Here is a 23,480-nt window from a genome sequence, read left to right on the forward strand (position 1 = left end):
TATGGCCCCGCAGGGCCGTTGACGCGGCCGACCGGGCTATTCGGCCCAGGCGCGCTCCAGCTGGGTGGCGAAGCCGGCGGGCTCCCGCCCGATCAGCTCGGCCAGCGTCGGGTCGACGGCGGTGAACTCGCCGTCGCGCGCCGCGGCGAAGATGCTCAGCAGCAGGTCGGCGATCGGGGCCGGGGCGCCGTGCGCCAGGGTCTGCTCCCGGAAGACGTCGTCGGGCACGACGGTGCGGGTGAAGGCACGTCCGGTCGCCTTGGAGGCGAGTTCGGCGACGGTGTCGAAGTCGAGCGCCGCCGGACCCGTGAGCGGCGGGGTGGGCCCCTCGAAGCGGGCCTGCCCGGCGAGGATCGCCGCGGCGGCCTCGGCGAGGTCGTCGTGGCCGGTCCAGGCGACCGGGCCGTCGGCGGGGAGGGCGATGTCGCCGGTGTGGCGGGCGGACTCCAGGAACTGAAGGGCGCTGGAGGCGTAGAAGCCGTTGCGCAGCGCGGTCCAGGGCAGGCCGGTGGCGCGCAGCAGGTCCTCGGTCTCGGCGTGGTCCCGGCACGGCGAGAAGAGGGAGTCGTGGGCGGCGCCCATCTGGCTGGTGTAGAGGATGCGGCCGACGCCGGCGCGCACGGCGGCGTCGATGGCGGCACGGTGGCCGTCGACGCACTCCGGACCCGTGCGGTCGAGGGAGACCAGGAGCAGCTGCTCGGCACCCTCGAAGGAGTGCGCGAGCGAGGCGGGGTCGTCGAAGCTGCCCCGGCGCACGCGGACGCCGCGGTCGGCGAGGTCCCGGGCCTTTCGCGGATCGCGGACACTGACGCCGACCCGGTCGGCGGGGACGCGCTCCAGCAGGCGCTCGACGGTGCGGCGGCCGAGCTTTCCGGTGGCTCCGGTAACGATGATCATCGCGTTCTCCATGACTGTTTCCGATGGAAGCGCAGCAACAGTAACACTGGAAATTCCAGCGGAACCATATTTTCGGTACCATCGATTCATGGCTACCCGCGACTCAACCGACAGCCCCCGGCGCCGCATCGTCGAGGCCGCCGTCGAGCTACTGGAGAACGGCGGCCCCGACGCGGTGAGCACCCGCGCGGTCGCGGCCGCGGCGGGCATGCAGCCGCCGGCTATCTACCGCCTGTTCGGCGACAAGGAGGGTCTCCTGGAGGCCGTCGCCGAACACGGCTACGCGCAGTTCCTGGAGCGCAAGCGCGCACAGCTCGATCCCGCCCCGCAGGACCCGGTGGAGGAGCTGCGCCGCGGCTGGGACATGGTGGTGGAGTTCGGGGTCTCCCGCCCCGAGCTGTTCGCGGTGATGAACCGGGCCGCCGGCCGGGGATCGGACGCGGCACACCGCGCGGGCCTGGAGATCCTCCACGGACGGGTGCGCCGGCTGGCGGCCGGGGGATGGCTGCGGGTCGACGAGGAACTGGCCGCCCAGATCATCCAGGCGACCGGCCAGGGCGCGGTCACCACCTGGCACGCCACCCCCGCGGACCGCCGCGATCCGGCGCTGCTGACCATCCTGCGCGAGTCCATGATCGCGGCTGTCACGCGCACCGAGCCGCTGGTCCCCGCCGCGGAGTCCGGGCCCGCCGCGGCGGCCCGCGCGCTGCGCGCCGCCCTCCCCGACGGCGCCGGTGTCCTGAGCGACGCCGAGCAGCGCCTGCTGCGCGAGTGGCTCACGCGCCTGGCGGCGGACGGTGGCGCGCCCCACGCCTGACCAGGCCGCCCGCGGCCGAGAACGCGAGGATCAGTACAGCTGACCGGCCAGGGGCCGTACGCCGCTCGACCACGGCCCGTCCGACTGCGCGTGGGTGAGGCACGGGCCGGGGAGCGGGACCTCCCCGGTCCGGGGACCGACACGGTTGGCCGGCTCGCCGAGGAAACCGGAGCCGTCCGGCCCGAAGGCGTCGACGAGGAAGCGACCGCCGTCGGAGCGCGGGGCACCCGCGTACCGCAAGCGGGCGACGGCGGGGCCGCCTTCGTCGCGCAGGACGTCCGACGCGCCGCGCTCGGCATGCCCTTCGAGGACGACGGCGTCGTCCAGGCCGGTCACCTCGCCCCCCCAGGGCCCGTCCGCGTCGGTCCGCGGGGCGCGCACCGGCCGGTCCTCGGCGTCGACCAGGGCGCGGCACGCGAAGGGCCCGTCGGTGCACACGAGTTGGCTCCCCGAGCGCATCCCGCCGTCCAGCGCGGCCACGACGAAGTGGCCGCGTCCGTGCTGCGTGATGCCGACGACGACCGCCGCCGACGAGGTCCTCCTCCCCCTCCCGGACCGGCACCACGGTACGTCACCGGGCCTCGGCGCGCGGCCGGTTCCCCGTCGGCGCCGCCGTCCCGCCCTCCTGGCCGGGGTGTCAGCCGGTGGCGAAGTCGCGCAGCTGGTCGAGGCTGCCGTTGAAGCGGTCGTGGTCGCCCACCGTCTTGCCGGTGGAGGTGTACTGCCACATGGTGTAGGAGGACCAGCCGGCCGGCAGCTTGCCCACCGTGGAGGCGTAGCGGGCGACCCACAGCGGGTTCGCGCCGAAGCCGCCGTAGTTGCCGGTGCACTGGGTCCACCAGCTGGTGGCCGTGTAGATCACCGCCGCGCGGCCGGTGCGCGCCTTGTAGCGGTTGAGGAAGTCCCGGATCCAGCCGACCATCTGGCTCTTCGACTTGCCGTAGCAGGCCGGTCCGTACGGGTTCCACTCGATGTCCAGGACGCCGGGCAGCGTTCTGCCGTCGCCCGACCAACCGCCGCCGTGGGCCACGAAGTAGTCGGCCTGGGCGGCACCGCCGGTGCTGTCCGGGGTCGCGAAGTGGTAGGCGCCGCGCACCATGCCGAGCTTGTACGGGCCGTTGTACTGCTGGGTGAAGTAGGCGTTGCGGTACGAGGTGCCTTCCGTGGCCTTGGTGTACGCCCAGCGCACCCCACTGCCGTAGAGGGTGGACCAGGCGACGGCGCGCTGGTGGCTGGAGACGTCGACGCCCTCCGTCTGGCCGGTGCGGGAGTCGGAGAGCGAGTCGTCGGTGGCGTCGGCGTGGGCACCGTCGTGAGTGAGGACGCCCATGCCCATGTAGGCGCTGCCCCGCTCGGGGGTCACGGCGCCGCTGTCGGGAACGGCCGCCGGGACGGACAAGGTGAGGAGGAGGCCGGTCAGCACGCCGGTGACGGTCAGGCGTGGACGGCCGCGGGTGGGGAGTATCGAGCTTCGCACGGATTCCATCTGACCCGGCATCGGGCGGCGCCGCACTCCGGGCCCCGCCCAACGCGCCCGCCCGATACCGCGTTTGGTCCATACGAGTGGTCCCGCACAGGGGTGCCGGCCGGCCGCGGGAGGGCCCGCGGCCGGCCGGTGCCCCTCAGCCGTCGATGCGGTGCTGGGTCCAGAAGGACGTCAGGTCCGTGCTGGTCGCGGCCTGCGCGGCGGCCTTGAAGTCGGCCGTGGTCGACACGCCGTACCAGTGCGCCGTCGCGTAGTCCTTCAGCAGCTTGGCCATGGCGGTGTCGCCGAGGACGCGCCGGAGGTCGTGCAGGGCGCACTTGCCGTAGCCGTAGACCACGGTGGAGTAGCGCGAGGAGTGCGCGTCCCAGTAGGCCATCGAGTTGGTGATCTTCTCCGTGCTGGACGCCCAGGAGACGCTGTTCCAGCAGTTGGTGCCGGTGATGCCCTGGGCGAGGTCGGTGGCGTAGTCGGCGAACGACTCGTCCAGCCAGGGGCTGTTGTACTCGTCGTCGCCGACGATGCCGTACCACCACTGGTGGCCGATCTCATGGGTGAGCGCGGTGCTGCTGACCAGGTCGAGGACGAACCCGGGGTACTCCATCCCGCCGAACCAGTAGTTGTTGTCGAGCACCGCGTCCAGTTCGCCGTACGGGTAGGCGCCGAAGCGGGCGGCATGGGCGTCCACGGCGGACTCGGCGGTGGTGAGCATGGAGCGGGCGCTGGTGGAGCTGATGCCGGAGACGGAGTAGACGTTCACCGCGACCCCGGACGGGGAGGTGCCGGAGATCTTGGTGAAGGGCCCGGCGGCCCAGGCGAAGTCGCGGACCTGGGAGGCGGTGGCCGTGGTGACGGTACGTCCGCCGGTGCCGGGGGTGTCGGTGGAGGTGCCGGTGGCCGGGACCAGCAGGCCGCTCGGGTGGTCGAGGGTCACCTTGAAGTCGGCGGCCAGGGAGTAGAAGGCCTCACCGTTGTCCGTGTACGGGTCCAGGTGCCAGCCCGCCGCGTCGCGGACGGCGAGGACGGGCAGCGCGTTGCCGATGAAGCTGTAGGCGCCGTCGTGGCCGAAGCGGTCGGCGCCGCTGGGCACGGTGATGCCGAGGTCGAAGCCGATGGTGGCGCTCTGGCCCTGGGCGAGCGGGGCGGGCAGGGTGATCTTCAGGGCGGTGCAGGCCACGGAGAGGTCGCCGGCGGTGCCGCCGGTGACGTTGGTGACTTTGATCGGCATCGCGCCGCAGGTGCCGTGGTAGTTGTCCCACAGCCGCAGGTAGACCTCGTTCAGGGCGGTGGCGGAGGCGTTGGTGAACGTCGCGCTCTCGTGCCCGGTCCAGGCGGTGCCGCTGGTGTCGCTGCTCAGGTTCACGGTGTACGACGGGGCCGCCGGGGTGCGGGTGGGGTCGGTGGCCGGGGGCGCGGTGCCGCCGGAGGTGTCGAGGGCGATGTCGTCCAGGACGAAGCTGGTCTGGAGGCTGGAGTCCTCGGTGCCGGTGAAGGACAGGTTCACCGTCTGCCCGGCGAAGGACGAGACGTCGAAGGACTTGCGCACGTAGCCGGTGTTCTCGTCCAGGTTGGACCAGCTGCCCAGGGTGGTGCCGCCGATCTTCGCGGTCAGCTTGTCGTACGCGGTGGCGGAGGTCGTCTCGGCGGTGTCGACGTGCAGCCAGAAGCTGAGCGTCGCGGTGCCGCATCCGCCGGGGATGGTGACGCTCTGGGCGAGGCTGTCGGTACGGGTCCTGCCGGTGCCGTCCAGCCAGGCGTAGTTGCTGCCGCCGTGGGCGGTCTGCCCGGTGCGGCTGGTGATCACGGTGGACGTGGACGTGGTCCACGCCGAACCGCCGTTCTCGAAGCCGCCGTCGGTGACCACCTGGGCCGCCGTGCAGTCCGCGGGCGCGGTGGCCGGGCGGGCGGCGGCGGAGCCGGCGGGGAGGAGGAAGGCGGCCAGGGCGGCTGCGGTGAGCGCGGCGGTGCCCGCGGCCTTGTGGGGGGTCGGTCTCACACGCTACTCCTTTGCGGAGGCCGGGATTGCGGCCTGCTCGAGGGCCGTCCGGTCGGCGGGGTGCGCCGGGGCGGCCGTGGTCCGGGCTTTACGGGAGTGCTGTGCCGGGGAGCCGGTCGCGCCCCGCCGGGGCCGGGCGGCGACTGCCGAAAGAGTGCCAGATTTGACCCGGACATGCCATACGTTCCCGTCGGTCGAGCGGACGGGAGGGCGCACGCCGGGGTGGGACGCGCTGAGAACGGCCGGGACCGCGGGAGGAGGACGGGTCGTCCGCCGCCCCCGCGGGGAGGGCGGCGGACGGGCGGGTCAGGCCTGGCGCAGGGTCAGGAGAACGGCCCGCTGCCGGTCTCCGGCCGGGGACGGCCAGCCGGTGGCCACGTGGCCGAGGGCGTCCTCGGCGCGGAGCGGCGGGTCCTGGTCCGCCGGCACCGGCGTGAGGACGCGGTGGACGTGCAGGACGGTGCGGTGCGGTGCGGGCAGGTGGGTGCCGTCCGTGTCGTCGGCCGGTGCCGGGGTGAAGCCCTCCGGCGCGAACGGGACGCCCGCATAGGCGCGGGACACCTCGTGGTCCGGGGTGTCGGTGATGCTCTGGGCCATCGCCTGCGCCTTGCCCTCGACGAGCAGCAGCAGTTCGGTGACCAGCACCGGGTCGCACAGGCCGTCGTACACCCAGCGCTTGCCGAGCACGCCGTGCTCCATCGTGCCGACCAGCGCGTGCCCGGCCCCCTCCAGCGGCGCGCCGCGGTAGGTCAACGGCACGAAGTACACCGTGGGTTCGGCGGCCGCGGTGTCGGTGACGATCATGAACTCGATGCCGACCTCGCCCGCGGGGTCGTCCAGCCGGAAGCCGCCGGACTTCTCCAGCACCGGGCCGTCCGCACCGCCGCGGTACCAGGGTCGGGTGGGCAGCCACTCGGTGAGCAGTTCGAGCTTGGAGGGCTTGAGGGTCGTGTGATGGATGACGGCCATGGCGGTGCGGCTCTCCCGTGGTGCGCGAGTGGACAGGCTCAGCTTCGCACACCGTCCGCCCAGGTCAGCGCGGGAGTCAACGCGGCCCAGGGATTGGGCCCTTCACCCGTCACCGGCCCGCAGACCCCGGCTCCCCGCTCCGTCGCCGTGCGCACCGCGAGCGGGACCAGGGCCGCCGGGACGCCGTAGACGAGATGACAGAGCCGTTCGGGCGGTTGACGGGCGGTCCAGGAAGGCCGGGTGAAGGCGGAGACGTACGTTGACCAGTGTCCCTCGAACGTGACCGTGAGGTCGGCGAGCCGGACGTACCCCGGCGCCGGATGGACACCGGGGTTGAGCACGACGGTGCCCGCGCCCTGCCGGCGCAGCTCGCGCACCAGGCGCCGGCAGGCGGGCAGGCCCCCCGGGGTGGCGGTGACCCGGTCGAGGAAGCAGCCGTCGGTCCGGTACCAGTCCCGGTGCCGCCGCGCCTCCTCGGTGATCTCGGCCCGGTCCCGGGCGCCGTAGTCGGTGTCGACGTAGCCCAGCAGCCGGGCGCCCGCCGCGCGCAGTGCCCGGGCCGCCGCCGTGTAGGCGGGATCGGGGGCGGTGCCGGGCCCGCTCGCCGGGTTGAGCACGACCGCGTGGGTGCGGGCGGCCCCGGTGATCAGCCGGTGCCAGGCGCCCGGGTCCTCGGCCGGGTGCACGTACAGCGGGACCAGCAGGCTCATGCCGTGGCCGCCCACAGCGCGGCGAGGGAGTCGTCCAGGCCGTGGGCCGGGCGCCAGCCGAGGACGCGGGCGGCGGCGGAGACGTCCGAGCACTGCCAGGACACCTGGGCGGAGCGCGCCGAACCGCCCGCGCTCTCCTCCAGGCGGCCGCGGAAACCGGCCGTCCGCGCCAGTCCGTGCACCAGGTCGCGCACCGGTACGGCCGCGCCGCCGCCGATGTTGAGCACGGGCGGCAGGGGCCCGGGCGCGGTGACGGCGAGGGCCGCCGCGCGGGCGACATCGCGGACGTCCACGAAGTCACGGTAGGCCGAGAGGTCCCCGAGCCGCAGCACCGCCGAGGGGTCGGGGCCCGCCGAGCGCAGCAGCGCGGTCACCCGGCCCGGCAGGCCCGCCGCCGGCGCCCCGGCGCCCACCGGGTTGCCGATCCGCAGCACCACCGCGTCCAGGGCGGCGGCGTTCACCGCGAGGGTGCCCGCGAGCTTGGTGGCGCCGTACGCGGTGACCGGGCGGGCGGGCGCCGACTCGGTCACCGGTACCCCGGGGGTGCCGGGGCCGTACTCGGCGGCGGAGCCGAGGTGGACCAGGCGGGCCGTCGGGGCCGCCTCGCGCAGCGCGGCACAGAGCACGGCGGGCCCGCGGGCGTTGACCTCCGCGAGGGTGACGGGGTCGCCGCCGGTGGCGCCCGCGCAGTTGACCACGGCGTCGGGGGCGGCCGCCGCCAGCGTCTTCGCCAGCCGCTCGGGGCGGTCGGTGGCGAGGTCGACGGCGTACTCGGCGCCGGTGCGGCCGGCCGCGGACAGCCGCGCGCCCGGCAGGGCGCGCAGCCGCTCCGTCACATGGCGGCCCAGGTATCCGGTGCCGCCCAGGACGAGAATGCGCATGCGGGACTCAGGCTCCCTTGAGCAGCAGGGACTTGCGGGTGGTGAACTCGGCGTTGGCCCGGTCGTAGTCGTCGGGGCGGCCGATGTCCAGCCAGTAGCCGCCGAACTCGTAGGCGTGCGGCGGGTTCTGGGCCTTGAGCAGGTCGAGGACGAGTTCGTCGAAGCCGAGCGGCAGGCCGGGGGTGTAGCCGTCGAGGGTGGCGCGGGAGAGGCCGTAGACGCCCATGGAGACCCGGTAGTCCATGCTGGGCTTCTCGGTGAACGCGACGACCTTGCTGGCGTCGGTGGTGAGCACGCCGAAGTCGATGTGCACCTTGCGCGCGTAGGTGGCGATGGTGAGCGGCGCGCCGGAGTCCCGGTGCCGGTGCAGCACGTCGGCGTAGTCGAGGTCGGTGAGGATGTCGCCGTTCATCACGAGGAAGTGCTCGGGCAGTCTCTCTCTCAGGTTGAGCAGCGGGCCCATGGTGCCGAGCGGGCTCTCCTCGGTGGCGTAGTCGACGGCCATGCCCCACTGGGAGCCGTCGCCGACGTAGGCGCGGATGATCTCGCCGAGGTGGCCTATGGCGAGGGTGCAGCGGGTGAAGCCGGCCGAGGACAGCTGGCGCAGCACGATCTCCAGGATGGCGTGCTGGTCGCCGATGGGAACGAGCGGTTTGGGCAGCGCGGTGGTGTAGGGCCGCAGCCGGACGCCCTTGCCGCCCGCCAGGATCACTGCGTGCATGGGTTCCTCCTTGGAAGACGTCGTGACGTGCCGGACGGGTCAGATGTTGTAGATGCCGGTCTTGTAGCGGGCCAGGTTGGCCGGGTCGCGGAAGAACTCCACGGTGTGCGCGAGTCCTTGCTCCAGGGTGTGGGCGGGCCGCCAGCCGGTGGCACCGGTGAGCCGGCCGGCGTCGGCGACCAGCCGCATCACCTCGGAGGCCGCCGGGCGGATGCGCGCGGGGTCCTCGCGGACGTCCAGCGGGGTGTCCATCACCTTGCCGATCAGGGCGACGAGGTCGCCGACCGAGATCTCGCCGCCGGTACCGGCGTTGAAGGTGCGGCCGACGACCTGCTCGGCGGGGGCGCCGCCGACGGCGAGGAAGGCCTGGGCGGTGTCCTTGACGAACAGGAAGTCGCGGGTGGGCCGCAGATCGCCGAGGGTGATGGTGCGCTCCCCCGCCGCGACCTGGCCGATGACGGTGGGGATGACCGCGCGCATCGACTGGCGCGGGCCGAAGGTGTTGAACGGCCGCAGGGTGACGACGGGGGTGCCGAAGCTGGCGTGGTAGCTGTCGGCGAGCCGGTCCCCGCCCGCCTTCGACGCGGCGTACGGGGACTGGGTGTTGATGGGGTGGTCCTCGGTGATCGGCACCGTTCGCGCGGTGCCGTAGGTCTCGCTGGTGGAGGTGTGCACCAGGCGGGGCGTCCCGAGGGCGCGGGCCGCCTCGAGGACGTTGAGGGTGCCGGTGACGTTGGTCTCCACGTAGCTGTGCGGCGCCTGGTAGGAGTACGGGATCGCGATCAGGGCGGCCAGGTGGTAGGCGACGTCGGCCCCGTCGAGCAGGCCGCGCACCGAGCCGGGGTCGCGGACGTCGCCGAGGACGATCTCCACCTGGTCGAGGACGTCCGGTGCGAGGGTCTCCAGCCAGCCGTAGGAGGAGAAGGAGTTGTACTGGGCCATGGCCCGCACCCGGTGCCCGGAGGCGACGAGCGCCTCGGTGAGGTGAGAGCCGATGAAGCCCTCGGCACCGGTGACGGCGGCGAGCGGTTGGGAGGTCAACTGGGTGGTCCTTCCAGCGAGTTGGTGGAGGTGCGGGTTCAGGCGTGCCGCGCCGGGCGGCCGAGCAGCCGCAGCGCGCACGCCAGGAGGGACAGCACGGCGGCAGCGCAGCAGAGCGGCAGTGCGGCCGGGCCGGGTGGCAGGCGCAGCACGGTGACCGCGCCGGCCGCGGCCGCGGCGGCCAGACAGATCGCGGCGGGCGGCCAGGCGGTTCCGAAGGCCTGGAGGAGCAGCGCGGTCCACAGAGTGGCCGCGAGCAGCAGCAGCGGGGCCGCCGGGGCGCCGGTGAGGTACGCGGCGGGGAGCAGCGGCAGCAGATAGCCGAGCAGGCACAGGCCGAGCACGGCGGCGGAGCGCAGCAGGAACGCGGTGGGGGTGGCGGTGGCGCGCAGCGCGGCGACGGACAGGCCGCGGTAGCGGTAGAGCAGCCACTCGGCGGGTCCCATGCTGAGGGTCAGCACGATCACCGCGTACGGCTCCCGCCGCCCTTCGAGCAGCACCAGCAGCCCGGCGGCCAGCCCGAACAGGCCGTAGGGCAGCGACCGGCGCAGCGGGGGCCGCCTGCCGCCGTCGGCCTCGGGCCCGGCGAGCGGTCCGCGCAGGGCGTGCGCGGTGGCGGCGAGCGTGGCCAGCAGCGCCAGCAGGGGCAGGCCGAGGCGCGGCACGGTGCCGGGCTCCCAGCCCGACTGCCAGGCGGCACCCCCGATGAGCGGGGTCAGCGCGGCGAGCAGCACCTTCTCGCGGGCCAGGACGAGCAGGACGCCCGCCGCCGCGAGGTAGAGGGACTGGGCCGCCACGGCGAGCAGGACCGCCCCGCCGCCGGTGAGCGGGGCGGCGGTGACGGTGGCGAGCGCCGCCCCCACGGGAGCGCCGACCGCCAGGGTGCGGGCGGCCTCGCGGCGGCCGGCCGTCATCCGCAGGTGGGCGCGGTGGCCGAGTCCCTGCCCCCAGGCCCAGGAGACCAGGCCCGCGAGGATCAGGGCGGCGGCGTGCCGGCCCGGGTGCCACAGGGGCGCGGTGAGCGGATAGGCGAGGCCGGGCAGGGCGAACAGCAGCCCGCGCAGCAGACAGCGCACGTGGTCGGGGCGCCAGGGGTCGGCGGCCGGTGCGGGTTCGGGGAAGGTCCGGGGCACCCGTTCGTAGAGCGCGGTGGCGAGCGAGAACAGGTTCGGGTGGCCGTACCGGTCCTTGATGGTCTCGGCGGTCAGGCCCTCGGCCTCCAGCAGGGCGGCGACCTCGTAGGGGTGGACGGCGGGGCCGATGCGGTCGGCGAGTTCGGCGGCCAGCAGGCTGACCGCCGCGTCGTCGGTGCCGTGGCCGGGCAGCCGCAGGGCCAGGGTGCGTTCGTCGGGGCGGGCGAGCCGCAGGGCCAGGGTGTCCTGTTCGGCGCCGCCCGGTTCCAGGGCCATCGGTCCGCTCATCCGGCCAGGCTCCCCGCGGCGGCCCTGGGCTCGGCCTCCGGTACGGCCTGTACGGCGAACCGCCGGGCGTGGTCGGGGAGTTCGAGGTATATCGAGCGGAAGGTGTCGATGGTCTGCCGCAGGGTGAACTGCTCGATGACCCGGAGCCGGGCCGCCTCCCCCATCGCCCTGCGCCGCGTCCCGTCGCCGAGCAGTTCCAGGGCCGCTTGCGCCATCCGGTCCGGATCCCGCGGGGGCACGACGAGCCCGGTGTCGCCGACGGCCTCCCGCACCCCGCCCACGTCGGTGGAGACGGTGGCCCGCCCGCAGGACATGGCCTCGATGAGGGTGAACGGGAAGCCCTCGCTGATGCTGGAGAGCATCACCACGTTCCCGGCCGCGTAGGCGTCCTTGATGTCCTCGACACGGCCCTCGAAGGTGACCGCGTCCGCGTGGCCCAGCTCGGCGGCCAGCGCCGCGCAGCGTTCCCGGTAGGCCTCGCCGCCCCGGGGTGTGCCGCCGAACAGCCGGAGCCGGGCCTCGGGTATCCGGTCTCTGACCAGGGAGAACGCCCGTATGAGGGTCTCCAGGTCCTTGATCGGGTCGACCCGGCCCGCCCAGCTCAGCGTGGGCACCTCCGGTTCGGGGCCGGCCGGCGGGAAGGCGGCCGGGTCCACGCCGTTGTAGACGGTGCGGATGGCCCGCGGGTCGGCGCCGCCCTGTTCCTCCCAGAGCCGGTTGTAGCGGTTGCCCGGGGTGATGAGCGCGGCCCGGCGGTAGCTCTCCTCGGCGAGCAGCCGGAAGAAGCCGAGGACGACGGCCTTGACCGGCCAGCGGTAGGGGGCGGTGCGGTAGCCGAGGTAGCGCTCGCGCAGATAGACGCCGTGTTCGGTGAGCAGCAGCGGGACCCCGTGCCGGTCGAGGGCGGCGAGGCCGGGCAGTACGGCGACGCCGCCGCTGACCGCGTGGGCCACGCCGTGCCGGGGCGGGGGCGCGGCGAGCGGGCGCAGGGCGTGTTCGAGCAGGGCGGTGGCGGTGACGGCGTCGTGCAGGGTGGGGCGGGCCTCGCGGACGGCGAGTCCGGGGCGGTTCCACACGGCGGCGAGCAGGGCGACGGCCCGGTCGCCGCGCAGGAACGGGCTCAGCGTCCCGTCGGCGGCGGCTCGCGCCAGCAGGTAGAGGGCGGGCGCGAACTGGTCCTCGGCGCACGGGTCGAGGAGCGCGGTCAGAAAGCGTTCGTAGGCGGTGGCGAGGCGGGTGAGCGCGCGGCCCCGGGGCGGACGGCCCTCGGGCGCCTCACCCCACATGGGCACGGAGAGCACCTGGTGGACCTGGGCGGGCAGGTCCCAGACGACGGCCTCGCGTCCGGTGCCGGTGACGGCGATGACGTCGAAGTCGAGGTCGGGCATGCCCTGGACGAGCTGGTCGCACCAGACGCTGACGCCGCCGTGGCTGTGCGGGTAGGTGCCTTCGGTGAGCAGGGTGACGTGCGCCGCGCCCGGGCGGCGCGCACCGTGGTGAACGTGCATCGATGGGGCTCCACGGCCAGAGGTGTGGGGTGGTCGTGCGGGTTCCGGCCGCCGCCGGGCGGCCGGAACCCAGGCCCGTCCGGTGGTGCCGGACGGGCCCTCGGGTCGGTGCGCGTTCAGTTGTCCGGGGTGTACGGGACCTGCTTGGCGACGCCCTTGGGGAGCTTGGTGCGCGGGGCCGGGGCGGTGGCCGCGGGCCGGGTGTGGACGGGTGCGTGCGAGACGGCGGCGGACGCGGTGGCGGGGAGGGTGAAGGTGAGCGGGATGCCGATGGAGGCGGTCCAGCCGGACCGCTCGCCCGCGTAGGCGGTGCCGAACGCGGTGCCGGCGAGGGTGGTGCCGGTGGGCAGGGTGGCGGTGGCGTTGACACCGGCGGGCGCCTGGACGGTGACGGTGTTGCCGATCCGGTAGGCGGTCACCTGTCCGGCACCGAGGGCGTTCTGCCAGGCGGCGCGGCGCTGCTGTTCGGCGCCGATGTCCTTCATCCGCAGGTTCACCAGCGGGGTGTTGTCCGCGAACAGCGCGGCGTAGCCGTCGAGCACACCGTTGAGGACCGGGTAGGCGATGCGGTCCTCGGTGAGGTTGGACTGGTGGATGAAGTGCGGCTTGGGGTCGTTGGACAGCACGTGGCCGAGGTCGATGCGGGTCTCCAGCGGCACGATGTAGTCCTGGTAGCCGGTGCCGGTGTCCAGCGGGGCGGGCAGGCAGGTGGTGGTGGCCGGGTTGTCCTCGCAGATGCCGCTGCCGCCCTGGGCGCGGCTGGTGTAGAGCCAGTTGTACTCGTCGGCCTCCTCGGAGGCCTTGCCCGCGTTGTAGAAGACGTTCATCGGGTACCGGGCGACGGTGGTGGCGGGGCCGACCTGGCGCTGGGCCGGATCGCGGGAGGCGTCGGCGCCGAGCCACTTGACGCCGTTGTCGGTGAGCGCGGGCCCCAGGTTGGGGTTGTCGTCCGGCTGCTGCGGCAGGATCCGCAGCCCGGAGTGCTCACCGGTCACCAACTCGCTGTTGTCCAGCGGGAGTCCGTTGGTCTGCCCCCAGACCCGGTTGGTGGCGATCTCGTCGTCGATGCTCTGGCGGCTGACCCACTGGGTGGCGCCGGCGGCGTTGGTCACGCACTTCCAGGGGACCACGGTGGTGTCCTGCGCGCAGCCGAGGAACGCGTGCGTGTAGGTGTGGTTGATCCAGCGGAACTGGTTGCGGTCCGCGATGAGTTTGTCGGCGAGCTGGTCGACGCCGTCGTTGTCCTCGCGCTGGTCGACGCTGCCGGAGCCGTTGTAGGCGAGGTCGAGGGTGAAGTGGCGGCTCAGCTCCCAGGCCGTGGCGTAGTCGACGTCCGCGGGGGTCATCCGGATCGGGTTGGGCGTGCCCGAGTTGTTGGTGCAGTCGACGTCGCCGGGCGTGCAGTTGAGCTGGGTGTCCCAGCGGTCGTCGGCCGCGAACACGTCGTCCACGTGCACGGCGAAGTAGTTGCGGGAGGCGCCGAGGTGCACACCGCCGGTCATCCAGTCCACGATGCCGCGGGCCAGCAGCCGGAACTGCTGCTGGTACTGGTTGTAGACGAAGGTGATGACCAGTTCGCGCCGGCCGTCGTGCCGGTACTCGCCGACGAGCGAGCCCTGGGTGGTGGTGCCGGGGATGGTGGCCTGCACGTACGGGGTGAAGTCGGCGCCGGGCGCGGGCGTCGACAGGTACGCGTAACTCTCGTTGACGGTGGGCGAGTTGTCCTCGAACGGCACGGCGCCCTTGAGGTAGCCGAAGGGCCCGCCCCGGCCCGCGGTGGTCACCTGGGCCTGGACTCCGTCGATGCCGCCGGAGTAGCCGCCGGAGGTCGGGACCTGGAGTCCGGCCTGGGGGCGGGCGTAGGTGTAGGCGTCGACCTGCGGGATACCGTACGTCTGCTCGTAGGCGGCGAGCGCGCTCATCTCGGCGCTGCCGGCCGGGAACGGGTTGTCGTTGGGCAGCACGACGGCCTGGTACTTGGCGCGCGCCCGGCCGTCCACGGTGTCGGCGAGGAAGCCGGCGTCGATGGTCGGACGGCCGCTGCTGGTGAGGTCGACCTTGGTGAACGGCGTTCCCTCGGAGGTGAGTTCGGCGGCGATGGCGTCGGTGGCCGGGCCGCCGTCGCTCACCACCAGGACTCGGAGATCGATGCGCGGTGTGCTGGTGTCGGCCTGGGCCGGTCCTGCCTGAAGGCCGAGCGCGGCGATGAGCGCGCCCACCGTCAAGGTGGTGGTGCGAATGGTCCGCTTCATGCGGTGAAAGTCCCCTCCCCGGACAGGGGTGAGCACGGCTCACATGGAGCGGACGCACCCCCTCGCGCGACGCCGGCGTCCCCCTCAGAAACCGGTCGTCGACGCATCCGTCGCGTCACATAGTGATGGATGTGTGTAGCTTCTGTGGCCGAGTCACAAAACCTGACGGAAAATGGCTGGTGTCCAACTGCCGTACGGAGCAACCGGGATGACCACTTTCCCGTCCCCGCGCGGGGGTCGCGGGACACGGCGCACCGGCGGACCGCCTGGATCCGCCGGGCGACGTCGTGGTGGTGCGCGTCAGGCGCAGAGCACGCGCGTCTCGGGCGTGTACACGGGGCCGCCGTTGGTGTTGGTGCCGTCGCTGAACTCGGCGTAGAAGTACGAGTAGAAGCCGATGTTGCCGTTGCAGCCGGAGTCGGCCGCGACCTGGAGGGTCAGGGTGACGGTGCGGCTCTGACCGGGCGGGATGGTGGCGCCGTAGTTGGTGCCGAGGTTCGTCGGGCCGGTGCCGGAACAGGGCGTGGCGCTGCCGTCGGCGGCGGCCAGGCTGCAACCGGTGAAGCTGTACTTCAGGTCCGGGCGCTGGGTGGTCAGCCAGGTCGGGTCGATGGTCTGGTACACGAACAGGACGTCGTACGTCTTGTTGTTGGTGAGCGTCATCGACAGCTTGACCGAGCCACCGGGGGTGGTGGTGGCGCTGTCGGTGGTGAAGGCGAGGGAGGCCGGGGCCGTGTCGGCACTGGCCCCGGTCGTGAGGCCGAAGACGGCGAGGACGACGGCGAGGACGGCGGTGAGACCGAGGCGTCTCAGCAGAGGTGATCGCATGGCCCGGGAGGCTAGGGGCGCGCCCCGCACGCCGTCTGCCCCGTCCGGGGAACCCCGGAGAGGACCGGCGAAAAGCGGCCAATCGGTGAAGGCGATGTGATGACGCTGTGGTGATCATGTGGGTACGGCATCCGCGCACCGTGCGGGCGGTGACCCCGGGGGCGCGCGGTGCCGGACGGGACACCGTGATACACCCGGGGTAATGGCGTGTACACGACCCGTGCCCGCGGGCGGAACCGGGGCAACCGGTTGTGCGACGGCGTGTTTCCCGGCCAATCTGCGATTTCCGGCCGCCCGGGCCCCGCCCCGGCCCCCGCGCGGAGACCGGGACGGGGCCCGGGAGAGGCGCCCGCGGGCGAGCGGCTCACCTCATCCGTGTGCGTGCGCCCGCTCGAACGCCGCGAACGCGGCCTCCTGGCGCCACTCCAGGCGCGCCTTCGCGCTGCCCGCGAGGAACTGCCGGCAGCGCGCGCTGTGCACCGGCAGTCCGGGGTGCTCGGCGCGGCACACCTCGACCGGGCGGTAGCCCTGGGCCGCGGGGTTGCCCTGCCACAGGTCGGCACCGGGCAGGAAGGCGTACTCCAGGGAGGCGCGGGCCAGGTCCTTCAGCTCGGGGTAGCCCAGGCCGTAGGTGGCGGCCGCGTACTGGTACTCGTGGCTGATGTCGATGCGGGAGACGCCGGGGTCGTCGGTGGCGAGGACGACCGGGACGCCGTAGCGGCGGTAGGTGGTGAAGGGGTGCTCGGCGCCCTTGACGCCGAGGATCTGGGCGTTGCTGGAGAAGGGCACCTCGACGGCGATCCGCCGGGCCGCCATGGTGCGGGCGGTGCGCTGCCAGTCGTCCTCGTGGACGAGATCGACGCCGTGCCCGACGCGCTCGGTGTGCGCGACGTCGACGGCCTCCTTGATGTGGAACTTCAGATCCGCGGGCTTGACCAGACCGGGCCACAGCTCGCCGGCGTGCAGGGTGACATGGGCCCTCGGGTACTGGGTGCGCAGATAGCCGACCATGCGCATCTGCAGGCTGTAGTTCCGCAGCGAGCTGTCCCAGTCCTCGGGCTGGACGAGGTTGACGGCGACGAAGCGCGGGTCCGCCTCGGCGAGCCGCATGCCGAGGGCCAGCTGGGTGAACACCCGCACCGGCGAACCGCCCCGGGACGCCTGGGAGATCCAGCGGACGGTGAGCCCGCAGGCGGGCCGGGCCCCCGCCGTGCCGCAGTGCTCGGTGGCGCGGAACTCGGCGTCGCCGTCGTCGGCCTCCCCGCGTGCGTCGGCGACCAGCTTGTCCAGCCTGCCGCCCGCGACCAGCCTGCGGTGCAGGGCGGCCAGGTCGGCGTCCCAGCCCACCTCGTCGGCGAGCTTCTTCGCGCCGTCCGAGGCCGGGGTGACCATCGTCTCCAGGTACGACTGGTTGTTGCTCACGGCGGTGTCGGCGACCTGGGCGAGCAGCTTGCCGCGGTGCCGCCAGGTCACCTCGCCGAACTTGCCGAAGGTGTCGAAGAAGTGGTCGTGGCCGTTCTGGTCCGGCGGGAAGTCCTGCATGGACCAGGCGCGCACGATCGCCGCGTGGAAGGCGCGGTCGGTGCGCGCGTCGGCGGCGGGGCGGGTGCCGGCACCGCAGGGCGAGGGGACCGCGGTCATCGTCGCGGTGTCGATGCACAGGCCGTCCTCGGCGGCCAGCTCGACGAGGTAGTCCGTGTTCACCGCGCCGGAGAGGTGGTTGTGCAGGTCGCCACCCTTGGGCAGCTCCCGGAAGAAGGCCCGCAGGGCCGCGGGCCGGTCCTTGACGGAGCGCAGATAGGCGTCGGTGCGGGCCTCGGCGGCCGTGACCTGCCGGGGCGGCGGCGCGGCGGGCCGGGCCCCCGGGCGCGCCGGCTGCGCGGCGGCGGGCAGGGCGGACAGCAGGGACAGGACGCTGAGGGTGCCGAGCACGGCCGGAACGACCCGGCGCGGTACGGCACTTCGCATGTGCAGACTCACACCGGCATGATCACGGAAGGATCCCGGCGAAGGGGGCGCAACCGGCGCACGGCGACCGGAGAGCACCCTTGCGAGTGACACCTCCGTCTTCATGTCCGGTTCGGACCCGCCCTGCGGCCCGTGCGGACCCGCCCTGCGGTCGGGTACGGGCGCGCGTGCGGCGCGGACCGCGGGAAAGCCGACGGCCGCGGTGGCATGCGGGGCGTGGGCGGGGGTAGTCGCGATTGCGATCTCGTACACCGGCGACACACCACGGAGGCCCACCCCCATGCTGATGGCACACCCCGCCGTACTGAAGGACCTCATCGCCCAGTACGAGGCCCTCACCCTGCTCGGCGCGAAGGAGAGCACTCCGGGGGCGCAGCAGCGGCTCGCGGACATCTCCTACACCCTGTGCGTGGCCACCGGCACACGGGACGTCGACATGGCGCTGATCGCGGCCCGCCACCGGCTGTCCGGGGCGCGCCCGGAGGACGACTCGCTGCTCCGGGAACCGGCGCCCGTGGGGACGGTGTCCGCCGCCTGACCTCGCGGGCGACCCGCCACTCCCCCGAACTCGTCCCTTCCGGCTTCTGGTCGGCGGGACCTACCGGACGGTATACAGAACCGGTCGATCGCGCGAAGGCCGCTGTACGGCGCCGTCCGCGCCGTGTACCGGTCCCAGGGGGGAACCATGAGCAACGACAGTCGTCCGGCGGGCGGGGCGAGAGCCCGGCGGCGGGCCGCGACCGTGGCGGCGGCGGTGGGCGGGTGCGCCCTCGTCGCCGCCTCCGCCGTCCCGGCCGCCGCGCACCCCGCGCGACACCACGGACACCGGCTCGACTACGTCGCCCTGGGCGACTCCTACACCTCGGGCCCCGGCATCCCCACGCAGGTGGACGCCAACTGCGCCCGCTCCGACCGGAACTACCCCTCGCTGGTGGCCGGCCGGGCCGGGGCGACCACGTTCACCGACGCCAGCTGCTCCGGAGCGACGACCACGCAGATGTGGCAGGCCCAGGGCAGCAATCCGCCCCAACTCGACGCGCTGTCACAGGACACGGACCTGGTGACGGTGCAGATCGGCGGCAACGACGTCGGGTTCGGCCCGATCATCGGCAGGTGCGCCGGCCTGGGCGTCCAGGACCCGGCGGGCAACCCGTGCGAGCGCGCCTACGAGGCGTCGGGGCAGGACGAGCTGGCCCTCGCCGTCCGGCGGACGGCGCCGAAGATCGCCCAGGTGCTGCGGGCCGTGCACGCCCGGGCCCCGCACGCCCGGGTGCTGGTCGTCGGCTACCCCGATCTGCTGCCCGACGACGGCGTGGGCTGCTTCCCGCAGGTCCCCTTCGCCCAGGGTGACTTCGCCTACCTCAGGGACACCGAGAAGCGGCTGAACCTGATGCTGCGCACGCAGGCGGCCCGCAACCGGGCGGAGTACGTGGACACGTACGGGCCCACGGTCGGCCACGACATGTGCAAGGCGCCCGCGGACCGCTGGATCGAGCCGCTCCAGCCGGCCTCGCCCGCGGCCCCGGCCCACCCCAACGCCCTCGGGGAGCAGGCCATGGCGGGCGCGGTCCTGAACCGGTCGGCGGGGAACCACGGGCACCGCTGAGCGCATCGGGGCGGGGCCTTCGACCGCGGGTCGCGGGCCGCCCCGTGACAGGCGGGGCCGCCGGTCAGCCGCCGAGCGCGCCCCGCACCACCGCCTGCGCCTCCTCCTGCACCCGGGCCAGGTGGTCCGGCCCGAGGAACGACTCGGCGTAGACCTTGTACACGTCCTCGGTGCCCGAGGGGCGGGCCGCGAACCAGGCGTTCTCGGTGGTGACCTTGATGCCGCCGATGGCGGCGCCGTTGCCCGGCGCCTCGGTGAGCACGGCCGTAACCGGCTCGCCCGCGAGGCTGTCCGCGGTGACCTGCGCGGGCGACAACTTGCCCAGCAGCGCCTTCTGTTCACGGGTCGCGGGCGCGTCGATGCGGGCGTAGGCGGGCTCGCCGAAGCGCTCGGTGAGGGCGGCGTAGTGCTCGGAGGGGGTCCGCTCGGTGACGGCGGTGATCTCGGAGGCGAGCAGCGCCAGGATGATGCCGTCCTTGTCGGTGGTCCACACCGAGCCGTCCCGGCGCAGGAAGGACGCGCCGGCCGACTCCTCGCCGCCGAAGCCGAGGTCGCCGCCGAGCAGTCCGTCCACGAACCACTTGAAGCCGACGGGGACTTCGACCAGTCGGCGCCCGAGGTCGGCGGCGACCCGGTCGATCATGGTGGAGGAGACCAGGGTCTTGCCGATGCCCGTGCCGGCCGGCCACTGCGCGCGGTGCCGGTAGAGGTAGTCGATGGCGACGGCCAGGTAGTGGTTGGGGTTCATCAGACCCGCGTCCGGGGTGACGATGCCGTGCCGGTCGGCGTCGGCGTCGTTGCCGGTGGCGATGCGGTAGGTCGCGCGCTGCTCGATCAGCGAGGCCATGGCGTAGGGCGAGGAGCAGTCCATCCGGATCTGCCCGTCCCAGTCCAGCGTCATGAAGCGCCAGGTGGGGTCGGTGTGCGGGTTGACCACCGTGAGGTCGAGGCGGTGCTGTTCGGCGATCCGGCCCCAGTACGCGACGGAGGCGCCGCCGAGCGGGTCGGCGCCGATGCGCACCCCGGCCGCGCGGACGGCGTCGAGGTCCAGCACCGCGGGCAGGTCGTCGACGTAGGTGCCGAGGAAGTCGTGTCGCCCGGTGGTGTCGGCGGCGAGCGCGCGGGCGTAGGGCAGCCGTCGTACGTCCTTCAGGCCGCCGGTGATGATCTCGTTGGCACGGTCCTGGATCCAGGAGGTGGCGTCCGAGGCGGCCGGGCCGCCGCTGGGCGGGTTGTACTTGAAGCCGCCGTCGGCGGGCGGGTTGTGCGAGGGGGTGACGACCACGCCGTCGGCGAGGTGCGTGGTGCGGCCCCGGTTGTGACCGAGGATGGCGTGCGAGACGGCAGGGGTGGGGGTGTAGCCGTCGGCGCTGTCGATCAGCACGCCTACCCCGTTGGCGGCGAACACCTCCAGCGCGGTGACCTTCGCGGGTTCCGACAGGGCGTGGGTGTCGGCGCCCAGGAAGAGCGGGCCGTCGATGCCCCGGCCCGCGCGGTACTCGCAGATGGCCTGGCTGGTGGCGGCGATGTGGTCCTCGTTGAAGGCGCTCGCCAGGGACGAGCCCCGGTGCCCCGAGGTGCCGAACGCCACGCGCTGGGCCGGGTCGGCCGGGTCCGGGTGCAGCGCGTAGTACGCCGTGACCAGCCGCGCCACGTCGACCAGGTCCTCGGGGCCGGCAGGCCGGCCGGCTCGCTCGTGCGCCATGAGTACGTTCCTCCACGTCGGTGTCGGTCGCTCGCTCCCGCCATCTTTCCTCGTCAGGGCGTTCGTATGCGAGTTTGGACGCCGCCTGGCCGACGACTTTCGGGCCGCCGCGCCGCGCGGCCGGAGCGCGCGGCACGGCGGGAGACAGGGGCGAGGCTCAGCCGATGTGGTAGCTGTCGCCGTAGACCTTCCAGTCGAGCGGGGTCTTCAGGTCGAGGTTGCCCTTGCGCAGGAAGACGCGCTGCTCGGTGTCGACGCGGCTGGTGTCGCTGTGGGCCTCCTCCTGCTTCATGGCCCACACCCGGGCGTCGAGGAAGGCGTTGAGGTACGCCGTCTCGTCGCCGCCCTGGGCCGGGGTGCCGGCGCTGCGCAGGGCGCGCTTGCGGATGCTGCCGAAGCTGGTGGGGTCGTCGCCGTCGCCGTGCATGACGATGGCGTCGTAGTAGCAGAACTGGCCGAGGGCGCGCAGTCCGTCGCTCTTGCCCCGGGACACCGCGGGGTCGAAGTAGACCCGGTCGCGCTCGTCGTTCTGGCACTGCTGGAACACCGTGTCCCGCGCGGCATTGCGCCAGTCGTCGGGGAAGTCCGGGTCGAGGCCGGAGTGCGAGTCGCTGCCGTCGACCTTGCGCAGGGCGGGCAGGTACCGGGCGAGGACGTTGCCGGGCTTGCGGTCGGCGTAGAGCTGGACGACCTCCAGCATGTCGCCGGTGCCGGAGCAGAAGCCGATGATGCCGGCCGTGTAGCCGCGGCCGTCGCCGATGTCCTCGATGTACTTGTACTGGGCCTTCCAGTCGAGCGAGGAGTTCTCCGCGCTCGACACCAGCTTCATCGCGATCTCCTTCTTCGCGGGGTCGTCGAGGCCGGTCGCGGCGGCGACCGCCGGGGCCGCGCCGGCGCGCTGGGCCCCGATGACGGCGCCGGCGGCCACGGCGCCGAGCGCGGCGACGAGGGAGCGGCGGGACAGACGGGCGAGGGCTGCTGTTTCGCGGTCTTCGTGCACCACGGGAGCTCCAAGGGGAGTGGGGGGTGGTGGTTCGGACCAGCACGAGTACTGGTAGGAAAGTTTCCTATCAGAGCCCGCGAAGACCGGTAACCCGGCCCGCGTGAAGTTCGTAGGATCGGACAGCCCGGCGTCCGCCCGGCTCAGCCGCGCGGCGCCCGCTCCCCCGCCCGCTCGTACAACTCCCGGGAGACGGTGATCAGTTCGCGCCGCTCGGCGCGGGAGCCGACCATCGGCCGCGACCCCTTCAGCGGCACCTGGGCACTCTCGGGCAGGAACCTGACGGTGAGCAGTCCGATGACTCCGGCCAGCATCAGGTAGTAGGCGGGCATCAGCTTGTCCCCGGTCGCCTCGACCAGTGCGGCGGTGACCAGCGGGGTGGTGCCGCCGAAGGCCGCGACCGCGATGTTGAAGCCGATGCCCATGGCCGCATAGCGCACCGCCGTCGGGAACAGCGCCGGCAGGGTGGCGGCGCTCGGCGCGGCGAAGCAGGCCAGCAGCGTGGACAGGATCAGCACCCCGAGCACCGGCGGCCAGGTGCCCTGCGCCTTGAGCAGCAGGAAGGAGGGCACGGCCAGGACGATCATCGCGACCGCGGCGACGCCGTACACCGGCCGCCGTCCGATCCGGTCGCTGAGCCGGCCGAGGAAGGTGATCAGGACGACGATCCACACCATGCCGATGAGCACCAGGAGGTCCGCGAAGCCGGCCGAGCGGTGCAGCGTCTCGGTCTGGTAGGTGGGCAGGTACCCGGTGACCATGTAGTTGGTGACGTTGTACAGCAGCACCAGGCCCATGCAGATGAGCAGCGGCCGCCAGTGGTTGCGGACGATGTCCTTCAGCTCGCTGCCCGTCGACTCCTGCGCCAGCGCCTTCTCGTGCTCGTCCAGTTGCTGCTGGAAGGCCGGGGACTCCTCCAGCTTGAGCCGCATGTACAGGCCGATCACACCGAGCGGCCCGGCGATCAGGAAGGGCACACGCCAGCCCCAGGAGAGCATCTGGGCGTCGGTCAGCAGCAGGCCGAGCACCGTGACGAGGGCCGAGCCGAGGGCGTAGCCGACGAAGGTGCCGAAGTCGAGCCAGCTGGACAGGAAGCCGCGCCTGCGGTCGGGCGCGTACTCGGCGACGAAGGTGGTGGCACCGCCGTACTCGCCGCCGGTGGAGAAGCCCTGGACCATCCGGGCCAGCAGGAGCAGCAGCGGGGCGGCGATGCCGATGGTCGCGTATCCCGGGATGACGCCGATGGCGAAGGTGCCCACCGACATCATGATCATGGTGGTGGCGAGCACCTTCTGCCGGCCGACCCGGTCGCCGAGCGGCCCGAAGAACAGCCCGCCGAGGGGCCGTACCACGAAGGCGGCGGCGAAGGTCGCGAACGAGGAGACGACCTGGGCGGCCGGGGAGGCGCCCGGGAAGAAGACCTTGCCGATGGTGGCCGCCAGGTAGCTGTAGACGCCGAAGTCGAACCACTCCATGCAGTTGCCGAGCGCCGAGGCGCCGACGGCGCGCCGCAGCAGCGGGCGCTCCACGACCTGCACGTCGTCCTGGCGGAACGCGCGCCGGTTGCGGTGCAGCCTGCGGGTCAGATCCGCACGCACCTGACGCGGCAGCCGGGCCACCGCCGGTGCGGCCGCCGCTCCGTTCCCGTCCCGCCGGTCGCCCGGGGACATCGCCTCG

20 protein-coding genes are annotated in these 23,480 nt (G+C 73.4%); 3 read left to right on the plus strand and 17 right to left on the minus strand.

Features of this window, described 5'->3' with window-relative positions; translation table 11 throughout:
- Window positions 1-36: 36 nt before the first annotated feature.
- On the minus strand, window positions 37-897 hold the full coding sequence (locus BLW85_RS04525) for an SDR family oxidoreductase (protein ID WP_074995973.1): 861 nt from the start codon (window positions 895-897) through the stop codon (window positions 37-39).
- 88 nt (window positions 898-985) lie between these two features.
- Between BLW85_RS04525 and BLW85_RS04530 the strand changes: the two genes are divergently transcribed.
- On the plus strand, window positions 986-1,714 hold the full coding sequence (locus tag BLW85_RS04530) for a TetR/AcrR family transcriptional regulator (protein ID WP_074990813.1): 729 nt from the start codon (window positions 986-988) through the stop codon (window positions 1,712-1,714).
- 30 nt (window positions 1,715-1,744) lie between these two features.
- Here the strand turns inward: BLW85_RS04530 and BLW85_RS04535 are convergent, their stop codons facing one another.
- From BLW85_RS04535 to BLW85_RS04595, 13 genes are all read right to left on the minus strand, one after another.
- Window positions 1,745-2,152, minus strand: coding sequence for a hypothetical protein (locus tag BLW85_RS04535; RefSeq protein ID WP_143060411.1), 408 nt, complete (start codon window positions 2,150-2,152; stop codon window positions 1,745-1,747).
- A 199-nt stretch (window positions 2,153-2,351) separates the two neighbouring features.
- Window positions 2,352-3,200: a lysozyme gene (locus BLW85_RS04540; RefSeq protein WP_070024790.1), complete on the minus strand. Its 849-nt coding sequence runs from the start codon at window positions 3,198-3,200 to the stop codon at window positions 2,352-2,354.
- Between the two features lie 136 nt (window positions 3,201-3,336).
- Window positions 3,337-5,193 (minus strand): M1 family aminopeptidase, encoded by a 1,857-nt coding sequence (locus BLW85_RS04545; RefSeq protein WP_074990817.1) that lies wholly within the window; start codon window positions 5,191-5,193, stop codon window positions 3,337-3,339.
- Window positions 5,194-5,499: 306 nt separating this feature from the next.
- Window positions 5,500-6,162 (minus strand): maltokinase N-terminal cap-like domain-containing protein, encoded by a 663-nt coding sequence (locus BLW85_RS04550; RefSeq protein ID WP_074990819.1) that lies wholly within the window; start codon window positions 6,160-6,162, stop codon window positions 5,500-5,502.
- Between the two features lie 38 nt (window positions 6,163-6,200).
- Window positions 6,201-6,872, minus strand: coding sequence for a spherulation-specific family 4 protein (locus BLW85_RS04555; protein WP_074995974.1), 672 nt, complete (start codon window positions 6,870-6,872; stop codon window positions 6,201-6,203).
- Complete coding sequence (locus BLW85_RS04560) at window positions 6,869-7,753, minus strand: NAD-dependent epimerase/dehydratase family protein (protein WP_074990821.1); 885 nt, start codon at window positions 7,751-7,753, stop codon at window positions 6,869-6,871. The genes BLW85_RS04555 and BLW85_RS04560 overlap by 4 nt, the downstream gene beginning before the upstream one ends.
- Before the next feature lie 7 nt (window positions 7,754-7,760).
- Window positions 7,761-8,474 carry a nucleotidyltransferase family protein gene (locus BLW85_RS04565; protein WP_070024785.1) on the minus strand — a complete coding sequence of 238 codons (714 nt, stop codon included), beginning with the start codon at window positions 8,472-8,474 and terminating at the stop codon, window positions 7,761-7,763.
- 39 nt (window positions 8,475-8,513) lie between these two features.
- Entirely contained in the window at window positions 8,514-9,515 is a 1,002-nt protein-coding gene (locus BLW85_RS04570) for a GDP-mannose 4,6-dehydratase (RefSeq protein WP_074990824.1), read from the minus strand.
- A gap of 38 nt (window positions 9,516-9,553) precedes the next feature.
- Window positions 9,554-10,936: a hypothetical protein gene (locus BLW85_RS04575; RefSeq protein ID WP_074990826.1), complete on the minus strand. Its 1,383-nt coding sequence runs from the start codon at window positions 10,934-10,936 to the stop codon at window positions 9,554-9,556.
- Window positions 10,933-12,444: a GT4 family glycosyltransferase PelF gene (gene pelF / locus BLW85_RS04580; protein WP_074990828.1), complete on the minus strand. Its 1,512-nt coding sequence runs from the start codon at window positions 12,442-12,444 to the stop codon at window positions 10,933-10,935. Before pelF ends, BLW85_RS04575 begins: the two co-directional genes overlap by 4 nt.
- Window positions 12,445-12,560: 116 nt before the next feature.
- Window positions 12,561-14,696: a hypothetical protein gene (locus tag BLW85_RS04585; RefSeq protein ID WP_074990830.1), complete on the minus strand. Its 2,136-nt coding sequence runs from the start codon at window positions 14,694-14,696 to the stop codon at window positions 12,561-12,563.
- A gap of 300 nt (window positions 14,697-14,996) precedes the next feature.
- Complete coding sequence (locus tag BLW85_RS04590; RefSeq protein ID WP_070024776.1) at window positions 14,997-15,524, minus strand: hypothetical protein; 528 nt, start codon at window positions 15,522-15,524, stop codon at window positions 14,997-14,999.
- 369 nt (window positions 15,525-15,893) lie between these two features.
- The gene (locus tag BLW85_RS04595) at window positions 15,894-17,492 is read right to left on the minus strand and encodes an adenosine deaminase family protein (protein ID WP_177329946.1); all 1,599 of its coding nucleotides are present in this window, start codon (window positions 17,490-17,492) and stop codon (window positions 15,894-15,896) included.
- 280 nt (window positions 17,493-17,772) lie between these two features.
- On the opposite strand from BLW85_RS04595, the gene BLW85_RS04600 reads away from it, so the two are divergent.
- Window positions 17,773-18,030: a DUF5133 domain-containing protein gene (locus BLW85_RS04600; protein WP_074990832.1), complete on the plus strand. Its 258-nt coding sequence runs from the start codon at window positions 17,773-17,775 to the stop codon at window positions 18,028-18,030.
- Window positions 18,031-18,177: 147 nt separating this feature from the next.
- Window positions 18,178-19,098, plus strand: a complete 921-nt coding sequence (locus BLW85_RS04605) for an SGNH/GDSL hydrolase family protein (protein ID WP_074990834.1) — start codon at window positions 18,178-18,180, stop codon at window positions 19,096-19,098.
- A 64-nt stretch (window positions 19,099-19,162) separates the two neighbouring features.
- Here the strand turns inward: BLW85_RS04605 and pgm are convergent, their stop codons facing one another.
- The 3 genes from pgm to proP form a co-directional block, all read right to left on the minus strand.
- Window positions 19,163-20,803, minus strand: a complete 1,641-nt coding sequence (gene pgm / locus BLW85_RS04610; protein WP_074990836.1) for a phosphoglucomutase (alpha-D-glucose-1,6-bisphosphate-dependent) — start codon at window positions 20,801-20,803, stop codon at window positions 19,163-19,165.
- 157 nt (window positions 20,804-20,960) lie between these two features.
- Complete coding sequence (locus tag BLW85_RS04615; RefSeq protein WP_074990838.1) at window positions 20,961-21,806, minus strand: chitosanase; 846 nt, start codon at window positions 21,804-21,806, stop codon at window positions 20,961-20,963.
- A 140-nt stretch (window positions 21,807-21,946) separates the two neighbouring features.
- Complete coding sequence (gene proP, locus BLW85_RS04620) at window positions 21,947-23,473, minus strand: glycine betaine/L-proline transporter ProP (RefSeq protein WP_070025071.1); 1,527 nt, start codon at window positions 23,471-23,473, stop codon at window positions 21,947-21,949.
- Window positions 23,474-23,480 lie beyond the last annotated feature (7 nt).

The sequence above is a fragment of the Streptomyces misionensis genome (assembly GCF_900104815.1).
Lineage (GTDB): Bacteria > Actinomycetota > Actinomycetes > Streptomycetales > Streptomycetaceae > Streptomyces > Streptomyces misionensis.

Excerpts from the sequence above, each read along its gene's own strand:
- BLW85_RS04525 (WP_074995973.1), bottom strand. The coding sequence starts at position 897 with ATGATCATCGTTACCGGAGCCACCGGAAAGCTCGGCCGCCGCACCGTC.
- BLW85_RS04530 (WP_074990813.1), top strand. The coding sequence starts at position 986 with ATGGCTACCCGCGACTCAACCGACAGCCCCCGGCGCCGCATCGTCGAG.
- BLW85_RS04540 (WP_070024790.1), bottom strand. The coding sequence starts at position 3,200 with ATGGAATCCGTGCGAAGCTCGATACTCCCCACCCGCGGCCGTCCACGC.
- BLW85_RS04550 (WP_074990819.1), bottom strand. The coding sequence starts at position 6,162 with ATGGCCGTCATCCATCACACGACCCTCAAGCCCTCCAAGCTCGAACTG.
- BLW85_RS04555 (WP_074995974.1), bottom strand. The coding sequence starts at position 6,872 with ATGAGCCTGCTGGTCCCGCTGTACGTGCACCCGGCCGAGGACCCGGGC.
- BLW85_RS04560 (WP_074990821.1), bottom strand. The coding sequence starts at position 7,753 with ATGCGCATTCTCGTCCTGGGCGGCACCGGATACCTGGGCCGCCATGTG.
- BLW85_RS04565 (WP_070024785.1), bottom strand. The coding sequence starts at position 8,474 with ATGCACGCAGTGATCCTGGCGGGCGGCAAGGGCGTCCGGCTGCGGCCC.
- BLW85_RS04575 (WP_074990826.1), bottom strand. The coding sequence starts at position 10,936 with ATGAGCGGACCGATGGCCCTGGAACCGGGCGGCGCCGAACAGGACACC.
- pelF (WP_074990828.1), bottom strand. The coding sequence starts at position 12,444 with ATGCACGTTCACCACGGTGCGCGCCGCCCGGGCGCGGCGCACGTCACC.
- BLW85_RS04585 (WP_074990830.1), bottom strand. The coding sequence starts at position 14,696 with ATGAAGCGGACCATTCGCACCACCACCTTGACGGTGGGCGCGCTCATC.
- BLW85_RS04590 (WP_070024776.1), bottom strand. The coding sequence starts at position 15,524 with ATGCGATCACCTCTGCTGAGACGCCTCGGTCTCACCGCCGTCCTCGCC.
- BLW85_RS04595 (WP_177329946.1), bottom strand. The coding sequence starts at position 17,492 with ATGCGAAGTGCCGTACCGCGCCGGGTCGTTCCGGCCGTGCTCGGCACC.
- BLW85_RS04600 (WP_074990832.1), top strand. The coding sequence starts at position 17,773 with ATGCTGATGGCACACCCCGCCGTACTGAAGGACCTCATCGCCCAGTAC.
- BLW85_RS04605 (WP_074990834.1), top strand. The coding sequence starts at position 18,178 with ATGAGCAACGACAGTCGTCCGGCGGGCGGGGCGAGAGCCCGGCGGCGG.
- pgm (WP_074990836.1), bottom strand. The coding sequence starts at position 20,803 with ATGGCGCACGAGCGAGCCGGCCGGCCTGCCGGCCCCGAGGACCTGGTC.
- proP (WP_070025071.1), bottom strand. The coding sequence starts at position 23,473 with ATGTCCCCGGGCGACCGGCGGGACGGGAACGGAGCGGCGGCCGCACCG.